The following is a 14,384-nucleotide window of genomic DNA, read 5'->3' as shown; positions in this document are numbered from 1 at the left end:
CGAGCCGCCACTCTTCCTCAACGCAGTCCCGGCAAGGAGGATCCGTGCGCACCAGACATCTGAGACGTCATGTGAGACACCTGTCCCTGCTCCTCACCGCGGCCCTTGGCCTCGGCACGCTCACCCTGGCGGCCCCGTCCGCCACCGCGGCGGGCGACGACGAGACCGTCGTCCCGCACGGCCTGAAGGGCGAGTACTACACCCAGTCCGCCGCGGGCGCCTTCGACTTCGACCAGCTGAAGGCCACCGGCTTCGACCCGAAGATCGACTTCAACAGCCTGGAGTCCCGGCTCTCCTCCGCGACCGGGCAGGCGGACGACGCGAGCGTCCGCTGGACCGGAAAACTCGTGCCGGAGAAGACCGGTCCGACAACGTTGTCAATGATCGGTGACAACGGCTTCAGGCTCTGGGTCGACAACAAGCTCGTCATCGACCACTGGGTCGACGACTGGGACAAGGAGCAGACCTCGCAGCCGGTCGATCTGACGGCCGGCAAAGCCGTGGACATCAAGGTCGAGTACTTCGAGCACTACGGCGGCTCCAACCTCCACCTGCGCTGGACCGAGCCTGGCGAGCAGAAGCAGGCCATCCCGTCCTCCGCGTTCCGGCTCCCCGACGACTGGAAGTACGACGGCGCCATCGGCACCACCGTGCTCGGCGACGGCCGCACCCTGAAGCTCGACTTCGCGCAGAAGCTGGGTGCCGTCCCCGGTGATGTGAACGACCACCTGAAGGCCGTCATCGGCGGCGCCAAGTGGCCGCTCGGCGCGGCGCAGGCGGACCCGGACGATCCGCGCGCGCTCCTCGTGAAGCTCGACGAACCCGTGGTCGGCAACAAGGACGGAGACGCCCCCGGCCTCGCCGATGTCACCTACGACGGCAAGGGCGGTCTCGGGGGCGGCGACGGCACGGCGGTCGGCTCCTTCTGGTCCAGCGGCCCCAACCACTCGACGTACGAGCTGAGCACCAAGTGGGGCGACGACGTCACCCCTGCCAACGCCCACCGCGAGTACCCGCGCCCCCAGCTCACCCGCGACAAGTGGCGCAACCTCAACGGCAGTTGGCAGTTCGCCGGTGCCAAGGCGGGCGAGCAGCCGCCGGTCGGCAAGGACCTCGGCGAGAAGATCCTCGTGCCGTACCCGGTCGAGTCCCAGCTCTCCGGCGTCCAGCGGCACGAGGACCGCATGTGGTACCGCCGGACCTTCACCGTCCCCGCCGACTGGAAGGTGGGTGACACACAGCGTCTGAAGCTCAACTTCGGCGCCGTGGACTGGAAGTCCGAGGTGTACGTGAACGGGGTGAAGGTCGCCGATCACAAGGGCGGCTACGACAAGTTCGGCGCCGACATCACCGACGCGTTGAAGCCGGGCCGCACCCAGGAACTCATCGTCGGCGTCTACGACCCGACGGACGCGGCGGGCGCCGAGAACCCGCCCATGGGCAAGCAGCGCCTCGACCCGAGCGGCATCTGGTACACCCCGTCCTCCGGCATCTGGCAGACCGTGTGGATGGAGCCGGTGGCCGCCGACCACGTCTCGGACCTGAAGGTGACGCCGGACGTGAAGACGGGTGAAGTGGCCGTCGAGAGCAAGGGAGTTCGCGATGGTCTGCCCGTGACCGCCACGGCGTACGCGGACGGCAAGAAGGTCGCCAGCGCCACCGGAACCTCCGGCGGTCCCCTCACCCTGGAGATCGCCGACCCGCACCTGTGGTCGCCCGACGACCCCTTCCTCTACGACCTCAAGGTGAGCGTCGGCGACGACCGGGTCGGCAGCTACTTCGGGATGCGCTCGATCTCCGTGGAGAAGGTCAACGGCACGCCGCGCACCATGCTGAACGGCAAGCCGATGTTCATGATGGCCACCCTCGACCAGGGCTTCTGGCCCGACGGACTGCACACCGCGCCCAGTGACGACGCGCTCGCGTACGACCTGAGGATGCACAAGAAGATGGGCTTCAACTCGGTCCGCAAGCACATCAAGGTCGAGCCCGACCGCTGGTTCTACTGGGCCGATAAGCTGGGCCTGATGGTGTGGCAGGACATGCCGGCGATGGCTGCGGGGCGCAACCCCTCCACAGAGGCGCGCGCCGAGTACGAGCGCGAGATGAAGACGATGATCGACCAGCACGTCAACCACCCGTCGGTCGTCATGTGGGTCACCTTCAACGAGGGCTGGGGCCAGTACGACGAGGCCCGCATCGCCGACCAGGCGAAGTCCTGGGACCCGACCCGGCTGATCAACGGCCAGTCCGGGCTCAACCTCGGCCGCGACGGCGGCACCGGCGACATCATGGACGAACACGGCTACCCGAGCCCCGCCCTGCCGCCGCACCCCGACGGTGAACGGGCCCTGGTCGCGGGCGAGTACGGCGGCCTCGGCCTCGCGGTACCGGGCCACGCCTGGTCGGTCCAGCAGTCCTACGTCGACGTGGACCCGGCGACGTACACGGACGACTACCTCAAGAAGCTCGACGAGGTGCACAAGCTGGCCTGCAAGGGCGGCAACGGCGCGGTCTACACGCAGATCTCCGACGTGGAGGGCGAGTTGAACGGACTGCTCACCTACGACCGGCGCGTCGTCAAGCCGGACGTGAAGCGGGTGCACGACGCCCAGCAGGCGCTGATCCACGACGCCTCGCAGGACACCGTGGCGAACTGCTCCTGAGCCGTATCGAAAGGTGCGTGAAGGTATGAGTAAGCGTCATCATCGGTTCAGAGCGCGGGTGGTGGGTGTGCTCGCCGCCGCCGGGGCCCTGCTCGGCACGGGGATCGCGGCGCCCGCCGTCGCCTCCTCTGAAAGCGGCCAACTCACCGACCTCGTCAACCCGTTCATCGGCACCGAGAACGAGGGCAACACCTATCCGGGCGCCGCCGTCCCCTTCGGCATGGTCCAACTCTCCCCGGACACCGGCCACAACACCGGATACGACCACTCCGACACCCACATCCGCGGGTTCTCCGCCGTCCATCTGTCCGGCGTCGGCTGCGGGTTGGGCGGTGACCTGCCGGTGCTGCCGACCGTCGGTGACATCGGGAGCACGGACTACGCGAAGTACGCGGCCGAGTTCAGCCACGACGACGAGAAGGCGTCGCCCGGCTACTACAAGGTGGGCCTGAAGTCGGGCGTCGATGCCGAGCTGAGCGCGACGAAGCGGACGGGCGTGCAGAAGTACACGTTCCCGGCCACAGACAAGGCCAACGTGCTGCTCAACGCGGGGCAGTCGCTGCACAAGACGGTGCACACGGACGTCGAGATCCTCGACAACAGGACCGTGCGCACCGCCATCACCGGCAGCGGCTTCTGCCAGGACACCGAGCAGTACACCCTCTACACGATCACCAAGTTCGACCGCCCGTTCACGACGTCCGGCACCTGGAAGGGGGACACCGTCACCGAGGGCTCCAAGACCTCGGCCGCCGATGCGGAGCGCAACGGCGCGTACGTGCGCTTCGACACCAGCAAGGACCGCACCGTCGAGGCGACCACCGCGCTCTCGTACGTCGACGCGCACGGCGCCGCGCTCAACCTCCGTACGGAGGGCGGCCGTTCCTTCGACTCCGTGCGGGGCGCGGCACGGGCGGCGTGGGAGGACCGGCTCGACGACGTCCGCGCGCAGGGCGGCGACGAGACACGGCGCCGCACCTTCTACTCCTCGCTGTACCGGTCCTTCCTCGCGCCGAACATCGGCAGCGACGTCGACGGCCGCTACACCGGCTGGGACCAGAAGATCCACCGCGCGGACGGCTTCACCTACTACCAGAACTGGTCGCTCTGGGACACGTACCGCACCCAGGCCCAGCTCCTCGCGCTGCTCGCCCCGCGCGAGTCTCGGGACATGGCCCTGTCGGTGCTCCGGATCGACAAGGACAGCGGCTGGCTGCCCAAGTGGGGCTACGGGACGGTCGAGACGAACATCATGACCGGCGACCCGGTCACCCCGTTCCTCACCAACGCCTACCAGCAAGGGCTGTTGAAGGGGCACGAGGAGGAGGCGTACCGGGCGCTCAAGAAGAACGCCGACGGCGTGCCACCGGCCGACTCCGCTCCCGTGGGCCGCGAGGCCAACAAGGAGTACCTGGCCGACGGTTTCGCGCCGTACATCAAGGGCCGCGAGCACGTGAAGCCCGGCGACTCGGACTACGACCACGGGGCCTCGGCCACCCTGGAGTACGCGCTCTCCGACGCCATGCTCGGACAGATGGCGAAGGAGCTCGGGCACGAGGACGACGCGAAACGGTATGCCGAGCGGGCGCAGAACTACCGGAAGATCTACGACAGTTCGACCGGGTTCTTCCGCGCGCGGGACGCGTCGGGCGCCTTCACCGGCCCCGCCGACCCGGCGAAGAGCGAGGGCTTCCACGAGGGCACGTCCTGGCAGTACCAGTGGCTCGTGCCGCAGGATCTGCCGGGCATGGTCGGCCTGATCGGCGGAAAGGAGGCGGCGAACAAGCGGCTCGACTCGTTCTTCGCGTACGAGCAGTTGGTGAAGGACCCCGCGAAGACCGCCCGTGAGGTGTGGGTCAACGGGCCGTACGACTACTACAACGCCGACAAGTACAACCCGCAGAACGAGCCCGACCTGATCGCGCCGTACACGTATCTGTCGACCGGGCAGCCGTGGAAGACCACCGACGTGGTGCACGCCGCGCTGACGCTGTTCACCGACACTCCGACCGGCATGACCGGAAACGACGACCTCGGCACCATGTCCGCGTGGAACGTCCTGTCGTCGATCGGGATCTTCCCGGTGCAGCCCGGAACGGACACGTGGAGCCTGTCCACGCCCGTCTTCGAGCGCGTCGACATCACGCTCGACCGGCGTTACTACCCGCGGGGCGGTCTGACCGTGCGGGCGCCCGGCACCTCGGACACCGACCGGTACATCCAGTCGGCGCGGGTGGACGGCGCCGACTACGGCAAGACGTATCTGACCACGGAGGATCTGCGCGGCCTCAGGGACCTGTCCTTCACCGTCGGCAGCGAGCCGTCGGCGTGGGGGACCGGTGCCGGAGCGGCGCCGCCCGCCCTCAAGTGACCTGAGAGATACGGCACTTGAGAGTGCCACCTGAGTCACACAAGACCCGCCTCTCACAAGGAGGCGGGTCTTAACCAGTTGTTAACTCAGCGTGGCGTGATCGTACTTGACCGTAATCGACAGCTGGCGGTTGACTGCCCTCTCCCGTTGTCGACGCGAGAGCCCTCCATGACCTCTTTGAGTTCGGACCTGCTCGCTCCACTCGACCTTGCCTTCTGGAACATCGAGACGGCCGAACACCCCATGCACCTCGGGGCGTTGGGCGTCTTCGAGGCCGAAGGCCCCGGTGCCGCCCGGCACGCGTACGAGCTGCTCGCCACCCGCGCCGCGGGCGTGCCGGGCCTGCGGATGCGGATAGCCGAGGTGCTCGTCCCGGTCGGCGGCGCGGCCCGCGTGCCCGCCCCCGACTTCGACCCGCTCGACCACGTGTGGATGGCCGGGGCCGTGGACGACTTCCACGCCGTCGCGGGCGCCCTCATGGAACGGCCGCTCGACCGCGGCCGGCCCCCGTGGGAGGCGCACGTGCTGCCCGCCGCCGACGGAGCGTCCTTCGCCGTCCTTTTCAAGTTCCACCACGCCCTCGCCGACGGACTGCGCGCCCTGACCCTCGCCGCGGGCGTCATGGACCCCATGGACCTGCCCGCCGCCCGCGCCCCGAAGGACGCGCCCGCCCCGCGCCGCGGCCTGCGCCTCCCGTTCCCCGGCCTGCGCGACATCACGCTCGGCGACCTCGACCCGCGCCGCTACCCCGACCACGTACGCGCCCTCGCGGACAGCGCCACGCAGGCCGTCTCCATAGGCGGCTCCGTGGCCCGCGCCACCTGGGGCGTACGCACGTCACCCGCGCTCGCCTCGAAGCCCAGCGGCACCCGGAGCACCGCCGGTGTCCGGCTCGACCTCGACGACGTGCACCGCATCCGCAAGACGGCCGGCGGCACCGTCAACGACGTACTGATCGCCGTCGTCGCCGGAGCCGTGCGGCGCTGGCTCGACGAGCGCGGCGACGGCAGCGAGGGCGTCGAGCCCCGCGCCCTCGTCCCGGTCTCCCGCCGCAGGCCGCGCACCGCCCACCCGCAGGGCAACCGGCTCTCCGGCTATCTGGTCCGCCTCCCCGTCGGTGAGCCCGACCCCGTGGAACGGCTGCGGGTCGTGCGGGCTGCCATGGACCGGCGCAAGGACGCCGGGCCCTCCCGGGGCGCGGGCGCGGTCGCCCTGCTCGCCGACCACGTGCCGCCGCTCGGCCTGCGCCTCGGCGGCGGCCTCGTCGGCCGAGGCGCCCGCCTCCTCTTCGACCTGCTGGTCACCAGCGTCCCGCTGCCCAGCCTCGGCCTCCGCCTCGGCGGCTGCCCGCTCACCGAGGTCTACCCGCTGGCCCCGCTCGCCCAGGGACAGTCACTCGCCGTGGCGGTGTCCACGTACTGCGGGCAGGTCCACTACGGGATCGTCGCCGACGCGGACGCCGTGCCGGACCTCGACGTACTGGCGCGCGCGGTGACCGAGGAGGTGGCCGCGCTGCACGCCGTCTGCGCGCCCTGAGCGGCCCGCCCGCGCACGGCCGCACCAGGGACGGTTTGGAGACATGGCCCGCCGCTCCGTAAAATTTCGCGTTCGACAGCGGGCGCGGATCGCGCGCGACGCGCGAGACCCAAGGAAACGGCAGCGGCGATGACGGTGACAGACGACAACCAGGCCCCCTCGGCCTCCGAGGAGACGGAGGCCGAGCACGGGCCCGGCATCGACCCCGAGCGGCTCGCCGTCTGCCTCAGCGTGCTGAAGGAGCTCGACGAGATCGACGTCGACCACCCCGACGCGATCACCGTGCGCCGCGCCACCGCGAGCATCTACCGGACCGTGAAGCAGCGCCGCCGCCAGGAGCGCCGCGCCGCCAAGACCGCCCACGACAAGGCCGTCACCGAGGCCACCGCCACCGGGTCCGCGCAGCGCATCGACGACGAGACCGAAGGCATCCTGCCGTCCTCGCAGACCGAGGAGGGCAGGCTCGCGGGGATACTCCAGCGCCCGCGCTCCTGCTACACCTGCAAGACCCGGTACGTGGAAGTCGACTACTTCTACCACCAGCTCTGTCCCGACTGCGCCCGCCTGAACCGGAACAAGCGCGACGCCCGCGCCGACCTCACCGGCAAGCGCGCCCTGCTCACCGGCGGCCGCGCCAAGATCGGCATGTACATCGCGCTTCGCCTGCTCCGCGACGGCGCGCACACCACGATCACCACCCGGTTCCCCAAGGACGCCATCCGCCGCTTCAAGGCGATGGAGGACTCCGCGGACTGGATCCACCGCCTTGAGGTCGTCGGCATCGACCTGCGCGACCCGGCGCAGGCCGTGTCCCTCGCCGAGCAGCTCGCCGCCGCCGGGCCGCTCGACATCCTCATCAACAACGCGACGCAGACCGTCCGCCGGCTGCCCTCCGCGTACGCCGCCCTCGTCGACGGCGAGAGCGCCCCGCTGCCCGCGGGCGAGCTGCCGCCGCACACCGTCATCGGCGCGTTCAACTCGGGCTCCGTCGACGGCATCGCCGCGCTGCCCGTCGGCATCAGCGGCATGGACGCGCAAGCGGTCGCCGACCTCGCGCTCGTCGCGGGCAACGCGAGCGTCGAGCGGCACCACGCCGGTACCGCCATCGACGCGGGCGGCCTCGTCCCGGACGTCGTCGAGTCCAACACGTGGGTGCAGACCATCGACCAGATCTCCCCGGTCGAACTCCTGGAGACCCAGCTCTGCAACTACACGTCGCCGTTCATCCTCATCAGCGCGCTGCGCCCGGCCATGGCCGACGCCGCGAAGAAGGCGGAGAGCGGCCGCGCCTACGTCGTGAACGTCTCGGCGATGGAGGGCGTCTTCGGCCGCGGCTACAAGGGCGCGGGCCACCCCAACACCAACGCCGCCAAGGCCGCGATGAACATGGTGACCCGCACCAGCGCCCACGAGATGTTCCAGGCCGACGGCATCCTCATGACCTCCGTCGACACCGGCTGGATCACCGACGAGCGCCCGCACTACGACAAGCTGCGCCTCGCGGAGGAGGGCTTCCACGCCCCGCTCGACCTGATCGACGGCGCCGCCCGCGTCTACGACCCCGTCGTGCGCGGCGAGGCGGGCGACGACGTGTACGGCGTCTTCCTGAAGGACTACGAGCCGGGCAAGTGGTGACGCAGCCGCTGGTGGACCGGGTTCGCGGCGCCGCCCCTTGAGGTCGGCGCGCTGAGCCGCGGAGCAGCCGGCGCGGCGCGCATGCGCGTACCGTCGCGTGCCGGCGCCGCCTTTCGCGGTGACGCCGGTCTCACGCGTCCGGCGCGTGGTTGCGCAGCTGCCGCTGCACGGCGTGCGCGTCCCCGCCCGCTGAGGCGGCGCGCACCCGGGTGCCGCCGTCCACCAGCAGATCAGCGCCGGTGATCCAGGACGCCTCGTCCGACACCAGCCAGCGCACCGCCCGCGCCACGTCCTCCGGCTCCCCGATCCGCCCGGCGGGAAGGCCCGCCGCCACCGACTCCTCGGCCCGCTCCCACACGAAGCGGGCCATCTCGGTGCGCACGAGCCCGGGGGAGACGGAGTTCACGCGCACCAACGGGCCGAGCTCGCCCGCCAGTTGGGCCGTCAGGTGCAGCAGCGCCGCCTTGCTCGTGCCGTACGCGCCGACGTTCGGCCCGACGTGCCCCGCGCCCTCCGTGCACACGGTGACGACGGCGCCGCCGTGCTCGCCCATCCACGCCCGCCACGCGCACTGCACGAGCCGCAGCACGGCCTCCACGTTGACGGTGAAGGCCGTGCGCCACGCGTCCGGGTCGGCGTCCATGAGCGGTCCGTACGGCTGGTTCGTGGCGGCGTTGTTCACGACGACGTCGACGCGGCCGAACTCCGCCATCGTCCGCTCGGTCACCTCCCACAGGTGCGCCGGATCGGCGACGTCGCCGGGCACGCCCACCGCCTCGGCGCCGCGCGCCCGCAGCGCCGCGACCGTCTCCCGCACGCCGTGCGGATCCCGGGCCGTCACGCACAACAGGGCGCCACAGTCGGCCAGTTCCTCCGCGATCGCGCGCCCGATGCCACGCGAGGCACCGGTCACCACGGCCGCCCTGCCGTCGAGTGCGCGCGAGTCTTGTGTGGGGCGCGAGTTCATGCGCGTACGGTCTCATGGGCGGGCCGGGGATGACGATGTGTCAGTCGTGCATGGTTCGTGGGTCGTTTGTGGAGGCGCGCGTCTAGTGGACGTACGAGGCGTGGGCGTCCGCCACCAGCTCCACCACCGGCCGCCAGTCCTCCAGGACCCCCGCGTCCAGGCCCACCACCTTCCCCGCGTCGTCCGCCTGCCGCAGGGTCACCGCGTCCTCGGCCAGCGGATCCGCCTCGAACGCCGCGACCTCCCGAGGCGTCATCGGCCCGCCCTGCACCCCCAGCGTGAGCGCGCTCTGCGCGGAGAGGCCGCGCCCCGGTTCGGTCGCCGCCAGATACCGCTTCGCCGGAACATGCAGCCGTACGAGCCCTGCCACCCGCTCGCCAAGCAGCCCGCGCACCGCGTCCGCCGCCCGGTCCGCGTGCCCCGCGTCGTCCCCCGGGCACAGCAGATGCCCGAGGTCGTGCACGAGCCCCGCGACCTGCAACTCCTTGTCGCTGGGCCGGGAGCGGCGCAGCAGCGCCGCCGTCTGCAGCGCGTGGTCGTGCAGATCGACCGGGTCGCCGCTGCGGTCCGGGGCGTCCCAGGCACCCCGGCAGGCGTACAGCGCGGCCATCAACTCCTCGACGGTGCGCAGTTCGACGCGTTCCATGGACGACTCCTCCCGAAGACATTCCGCCGCTTGTCCGGAAGCAGACCATGGCCGGCTGAGGGGGAGCCGACCCACCGGTCAACAGGACGTGAACGCTGTCCCTCTCCGCCCATGGTGCAGAATTGCCCGCATGCGCCGCTACACCCTCCCCGCACTCCTGGTGACCCTCGTGGTCACCGTGCTGGGCACGGTGTGGGGCAGCCACCCGGGCGGCGCGCCCGCCGAGCGGGCCCCGGCCCTCGCGGCCGCACAGCACCCGCACCTCTCCGCGCCCGGCGGCGCCCCCGACTGCGACCCGGAGAGCGAGCACGCCCCCGACGGCCGGCAGGGCGTGCCCACACGCGGCACCACCGCCCACGAACTCCTCGCCCCGCTCGCGTACGAGCACGGGCACAGCGCGGCGACGCCGCTCGCCGGCATCGTGCCGCCGACCCCTGCGGGCCGCGGACCGCCGCCGAACGACCCGCCCTCACCGCTCGAACTGTCGATCCTGCGCGTGTAGATGACGCCCCGTCCCACCGTCATCAAACATCTCCACACGCACGCAAGGACGACTTCGTCATGCCCAAGAACACCACCACGACCGACACCACCGCCCGCAAGAAGCAGCGCCGCTCCGCCGCGATCGCCGCCTCCGTCGCCGTGGCGGCCATCCTGCTCGGCACCGTCTCGTACACGGCGACCAGGCCCGAAGCCCGCACCGACACGGCCGATCAACAGCAGGCGGACACCACCGAGGCCAAGGACGAGCTCACCGACAAGCTGGTGAAGCTCGCCCGCCGCGACGCCAAGGACCCGCTCGCCCAGGGCCGCGCCGACGCGCCCGTGGTCCTCATCGAGTACGCCGACTTCAAGTGCGGCTACTGCGGAAAGTTCGCCCGCGACACCGAACCCGACCTCGTGAAGAAGTACGTCGACGACGGCACGCTGCGCATCGAGTGGCGCAACTTCCCCATCTTCGGCGCCGATTCCCAGTCCGCCGCGCGCGCCGCGTGGGCGGCCGGTCAGCAGGGCCGCTTCTGGCAGTTCCACAAGGCGGCCTACGCCGAGGGCGCCAAGGAGAAGGGCTTCGGCGCCGACCGCCTCGACGCGCTCGCCCGCGAGGCCGGGGTCGACGACCTCGACAAGTTCCGCCAGGACAGTGGCGGCAAGGCCGCGCACGCCGCCGTGAAGCAGGACAGCGACGAGGCGTATGCACTGGGTGCCACCTCCACCCCCTCCTTCCTCATCAACGGGCAGCCCATCGCGGGCGCCCAGCCCGAGGCCGCGTTCGAGCAGGCCATCGAGGCCGCGAAGGCCGAGTCCGCGAAGTCGGAGTCCGCGAAGTCCGGCGGCGGTGGCAAGTGAGCGACATCGGCTACTTCGCGGCGTTCCTCGGCGGCCTGCTCGCGCTGCTCAGCCCTTGCAGCGCGCTGTTGCTGCCCGCGTTCTTCGCGTACTCCATCGACAGCCCGACCCGGCTCGTCGCCCGCACCGGCGTCTTCTATCTGGGGCTTGCCACGACGCTGGTCCCGCTCGGCGCCGCGGGCTCGTACGCCGGACGCTTCTTCTACGGCAACCGTGATCTGCTCGTCTCCATCGGCGGCTGGCTGATCATCGCGCTCGGCGTCCTCCAGATCGCGGGCCGCGGCTTCGCCTCCCGCCGCATGTCGGAACTCTCCGGCCGCATCCGTCCCACCAACGCGTTGTCGGTGTACGCGCTCGGCGCGGTCTACGGCCTCGCCGGATTCTGCGCCGGACCGATCCTCGGCAGCGTCCTCACGGTCGCGGCGCTCGGCGGGCACCCGGTGTACGGCGGGGCGCTGCTCGCGGTGTACGCGCTGGGCATGGCCGTACCGCTGTTCCTGCTCGCCCTGTTGTGGGAACGGTTCGACCTCGGCGGGAAGCGGTGGCTGCGCGGCCGGCCGGTCCGCATCGGCCGCTTCGAGACGCACTCGACATCGCTGGCCTCCGGCCTCTTCTTCCTCGCGCTCGGCACCCTGTTCCTTGTCTTCGACGGGACGACGGCGCTGCCCGGGCTCCTCGACGTCGACAACTCCTTCGCCGCCGAGCAGTGGGCGCGCGGCATCGGCGACCGCGTCCCGGACGCGCTCGTGCTCGTCGGGGCCGTCGCGCTGGTGGGCGCGGTCTTCCTCGTACGGGCCCTGCGGGGGCGTACGAGGGATGCCGCGACGGAACCCAAGTAGGGTGCGGCAGGGGCGAGTTGACGCCAATCCATGGCGTCGACCGCCCCGCCCCACGCCCCACGTCAGCCCCTTGTGGCGCGTCGCGAAGTACCGAACAGGGGGCCGAAGTGAGTGCCGCGCGAGCGAAAACCAGTTGCGCCTCCAGACACACATGGCTGAATGAACGTGAGGAAACCCCCGAAAGACCCACGGATTTCAGCCCCATCGAGCAGGCCCCCGCTCATTTGGTTAGTCTGTAGTCGGACGGCTACCGCAAGTGGGTCCGACACCTCGACCCATGGTCGCCGTCCCGGGAGAGACCGAGAACCACGGCCGACCCACCAGCGACAACCGGCGCCACCGCGCCCGAACTGGCCTTCAACACAAGCCCGATCGGGCGCCGGACCCCGCGCGACGCCGGGCCGGCCAGCCGGAGCGGGTTACCCGACACACAAGGAGTGCGCGGTGACACCAGAAAAGACGAATCGCGAACAGCGCCCGAAGGAACGGGCCGAGCGGGCCGGCCGCCGCGGGCCCAAGGAGCTCGGCAGTCTCGATGTGTGGGCGAGGTCCGCGCCGATCCGCCTGGCGGGCTACGAGGACGACCTCGCGGAGCCGCACATCTTGCCGAGCGTGGACTGACCCCCCTCAAGCCCCGCCGGACCACCTCAAGCCCCGCCGGCGATTGAGGCGCGGGGTCCGGGGCAGAGCCCCGGGCCTCAACCCCGTTGGGCGTCAACGGGGAAAGACCCGCCGCCCCCCGACGAAGGTCTGCTCGACCCCGGTCGAACCGATCTCCGTCGCGGGCCCGGCGAACGGATCCCGATCAAGCACCACGAGATCCGCGAAGCGCCCTGGCGCGATGACCCCCGCATCCGCGTCCAGATGGTTCACATACGCGCTACCGGAGGTGTACGCCGCGAGCGCGTCGCCGAGCCCGATCCGCTGCTCCGGCAGAAACACCGGAGTGTCGGGCGCCGCGTCCGCCAGCACCCGGTTCACCGCCACATGAATCCCCTGCAACGGATCCGGACTGCTCACCGGCCAGTCGCTCCCCGCCGCGAGCGTCGCCCCGGCCCGCAGCAACGCCCCGAAGGGGTACTGCCACGCCGCCCGCTCCGCGCCCAGGAACGGGATCGTCAGCTCGTCCATCTGCGGCTCGTGCGCGGCCCACAGCGGCTGCATGTTCGCCGTCGCGCCCAGGTCACGGAACCGGCCGATGTCATCGGGGTGCACGACCTGAAGATGTGCGAGGTGCGGGCGCGTATCCGTCCAACCATTGGCCCTCCGTGCCGTTTCGATGGCATCGAGTGCCTCGCGGACGGCTCGGTCGCCGAGCGCGTGGAAGTGCACCTGGAAACCGTGGGCGTCCAGCTCGGTCACGTACTTCTTCAGCGCCTCGGGCGGTACGAAACTGATCCCGCTGTTGTCCGAGCGGCAGCCGCAGCCGTCGAGATACGGGCCGAGCAGGGCGGCCGTGCCGTTCTCCGCGACGCCGTCCTGCATGATCTTCACGGTCGTCGAACGGAACCGGCCGCGGGTACCGGCCGCGCGCCGGGCCAGCAGTTCGTCGATCTGCTCGGTGCCGCGCGCCCGGTCCCACCACAGCGAGCCCACGACACGCGCGGTCAGACTGCCGTCCTCGGCGCAGGCCAGATACGCGTCCGTGGCGTCGGTGAGGTTGGCGTGCTCACCGAGGAGGGCGTCCTGCCAGGCCGTGACGCCGAGGGAGTGGAGATGGGCCTGGGCGCGGAGCAGCCCCGCGATCCGCTCCTCGCGGGTGACCGGCGGGAGCAGCCGCCCGACGAGGTTCGCGGCGCCCTCCTGGAGCATGCCGGTGGGGGAGCCGTCGGGGTCGCGCTCGATGCGGCCGTCGGCCGGGTCGGGGGTACGCGCGTCGATCCCGGCGGCTTCCAGGGCGCGGGAGTTGACCCACGCGCCGTGGTGATCGCGGTTGACCAGATACACCGGCCGGTCCGGCACCAGGGCGTCCAGCTCGGCGGCCGTCGGCAGGCCGCCGGGAAATGCCTCCATCGCCCAGCCGCCCCCGGTGATCCACTCGGCGTCCGGGTGCGCGGCGGCGTACGCGGCGATCACTTCCCGGTACTCGGCGAGCGTGGTCCCGCCGCTCAGATCGCACTGCCCCATCTCCATGCCGGCCCCGACCGGATGCGCGTGCGCGTCCTGGAACCCGGGGATCAACAGCTTCCCCGCCAGGTCCACCACTTCGGTGCGCGGGCCGATCAGCTCGCGCACCTCGTCGTGGCCGACGGCGACGACGCGCTCACCGCGGACCGCGACCGTCGTGGCGCGGGTGCGGGCCGGTGAACCGGTGTGGACGGGACCGCCGGTGAAGACGAGGTCGGCGGGTGCGGACATGGGGCAACTCCTTGTACGT

11 protein-coding genes are annotated in these 14,384 nt (G+C 71.2%); 8 read left to right on the top strand and 3 right to left on the bottom strand.

Features of this window, described 5'->3' with window-relative positions; all coding sequences use genetic code 11:
• Positions 1 to 44 precede the first annotated feature (44 nt).
• The 4 genes from RBJ65_RS31015 to RBJ65_RS31000 all read left to right on the top strand — a co-directional run bounded on the left by RBJ65_RS31015 (position 45) and on the right by RBJ65_RS31000 (position 8,208).
• Positions 45 to 2,666, top strand: a complete 2,622-nt coding sequence (locus tag RBJ65_RS31015; protein WP_306319929.1) for a PA14 domain-containing protein — start codon at positions 45 to 47, stop codon at positions 2,664 to 2,666.
• A 25-nt stretch (positions 2,667 to 2,691) separates the two neighbouring features.
• The gene (locus RBJ65_RS31010) at positions 2,692 to 5,037 is read left to right on the top strand and encodes a GH92 family glycosyl hydrolase (RefSeq protein WP_306319928.1); all 2,346 of its coding nucleotides are present in this window, start codon (positions 2,692 to 2,694) and stop codon (positions 5,035 to 5,037) included.
• Between the two features lie 177 nt (positions 5,038 to 5,214).
• Positions 5,215 to 6,573: a wax ester/triacylglycerol synthase family O-acyltransferase gene (locus RBJ65_RS31005; RefSeq protein WP_306320137.1), complete on the top strand. Its 1,359-nt coding sequence runs from the start codon at positions 5,215 to 5,217 to the stop codon at positions 6,571 to 6,573.
• Between the two features lie 129 nt (positions 6,574 to 6,702).
• On the top strand, positions 6,703 to 8,208 hold the full coding sequence (locus tag RBJ65_RS31000; protein ID WP_306319927.1) for an SDR family NAD(P)-dependent oxidoreductase: 1,506 nt from the start codon (positions 6,703 to 6,705) through the stop codon (positions 8,206 to 8,208).
• 130 nt (positions 8,209 to 8,338) lie between these two features.
• Here RBJ65_RS31000 and RBJ65_RS30995 read toward each other — a convergent pair whose 3' ends face one another.
• Entirely contained in the window at positions 8,339 to 9,175 is an 837-nt protein-coding gene (locus RBJ65_RS30995) for an SDR family oxidoreductase (protein ID WP_306319926.1), read from the bottom strand.
• A gap of 82 nt (positions 9,176 to 9,257) precedes the next feature.
• Positions 9,258 to 9,821 carry an HD domain-containing protein gene (locus tag RBJ65_RS30990; protein ID WP_306319925.1) on the bottom strand — a complete coding sequence of 188 codons (564 nt, stop codon included), beginning with the start codon at positions 9,819 to 9,821 and terminating at the stop codon, positions 9,258 to 9,260.
• A 130-nt stretch (positions 9,822 to 9,951) separates the two neighbouring features.
• On the opposite strand from RBJ65_RS30990, the gene RBJ65_RS30985 reads away from it, so the two are divergent.
• The 4 genes from RBJ65_RS30985 (at position 9,952) to RBJ65_RS30970 (ending at position 12,628) form a co-directional block, all read left to right on the top strand.
• On the top strand, positions 9,952 to 10,323 hold the full coding sequence (locus RBJ65_RS30985; protein ID WP_306319924.1) for a hypothetical protein: 372 nt from the start codon (positions 9,952 to 9,954) through the stop codon (positions 10,321 to 10,323).
• A 59-nt stretch (positions 10,324 to 10,382) separates the two neighbouring features.
• Positions 10,383 to 11,168 carry a DsbA family protein gene (locus RBJ65_RS30980; RefSeq protein WP_306319923.1) on the top strand — a complete coding sequence of 262 codons (786 nt, stop codon included), beginning with the start codon at positions 10,383 to 10,385 and terminating at the stop codon, positions 11,166 to 11,168.
• On the top strand, positions 11,165 to 12,007 hold the full coding sequence (locus RBJ65_RS30975; RefSeq protein ID WP_306319922.1) for a cytochrome c biogenesis CcdA family protein: 843 nt from the start codon (positions 11,165 to 11,167) through the stop codon (positions 12,005 to 12,007). The genes RBJ65_RS30980 and RBJ65_RS30975 overlap by 4 nt, the downstream gene beginning before the upstream one ends.
• Before the next feature lie 444 nt (positions 12,008 to 12,451).
• Positions 12,452 to 12,628: a hypothetical protein gene (locus RBJ65_RS30970; protein WP_306319921.1), complete on the top strand. Its 177-nt coding sequence runs from the start codon at positions 12,452 to 12,454 to the stop codon at positions 12,626 to 12,628.
• 93 nt (positions 12,629 to 12,721) lie between these two features.
• On the opposite strand, the gene RBJ65_RS30965 is transcribed toward RBJ65_RS30970, so the two are convergent.
• Complete coding sequence (locus tag RBJ65_RS30965; protein ID WP_306319920.1) at positions 12,722 to 14,365, bottom strand: amidohydrolase; 1,644 nt, start codon at positions 14,363 to 14,365, stop codon at positions 12,722 to 12,724.
• Positions 14,366 to 14,384 lie beyond the last annotated feature (19 nt).

The sequence above is a fragment of the Streptomyces sp. KL109B genome, assembly GCF_030766935.1.
GTDB lineage: Bacteria > Actinomycetota > Actinomycetes > Streptomycetales > Streptomycetaceae > Streptomyces.
Note: the sequence above shows the minus strand (reverse complement) of the source record. Positions and strands in the feature narration are given on the sequence as shown.

Bases quoted from the DNA above. Each gene is read 5' to 3' on its own strand.
- RBJ65_RS31010 (WP_306319928.1), top strand. From the start codon at position 2,692: ATGAGTAAGCGTCATCATCGGTTCAGAGCGCGGGTGGTGGGTGTGCTC.
- RBJ65_RS31000 (WP_306319927.1), top strand. From the start codon at position 6,703: ATGACGGTGACAGACGACAACCAGGCCCCCTCGGCCTCCGAGGAGACG.
- RBJ65_RS30995 (WP_306319926.1), bottom strand. From the start codon at position 9,175: ATGAACTCGCGCCCCACACAAGACTCGCGCGCACTCGACGGCAGGGCG.
- RBJ65_RS30990 (WP_306319925.1), bottom strand. From the start codon at position 9,821: ATGGAACGCGTCGAACTGCGCACCGTCGAGGAGTTGATGGCCGCGCTG.
- RBJ65_RS30985 (WP_306319924.1), top strand. From the start codon at position 9,952: ATGCGCCGCTACACCCTCCCCGCACTCCTGGTGACCCTCGTGGTCACC.
- RBJ65_RS30980 (WP_306319923.1), top strand. From the start codon at position 10,383: ATGCCCAAGAACACCACCACGACCGACACCACCGCCCGCAAGAAGCAG.
- RBJ65_RS30965 (WP_306319920.1), bottom strand. From the start codon at position 14,365: ATGTCCGCACCCGCCGACCTCGTCTTCACCGGCGGTCCCGTCCACACC.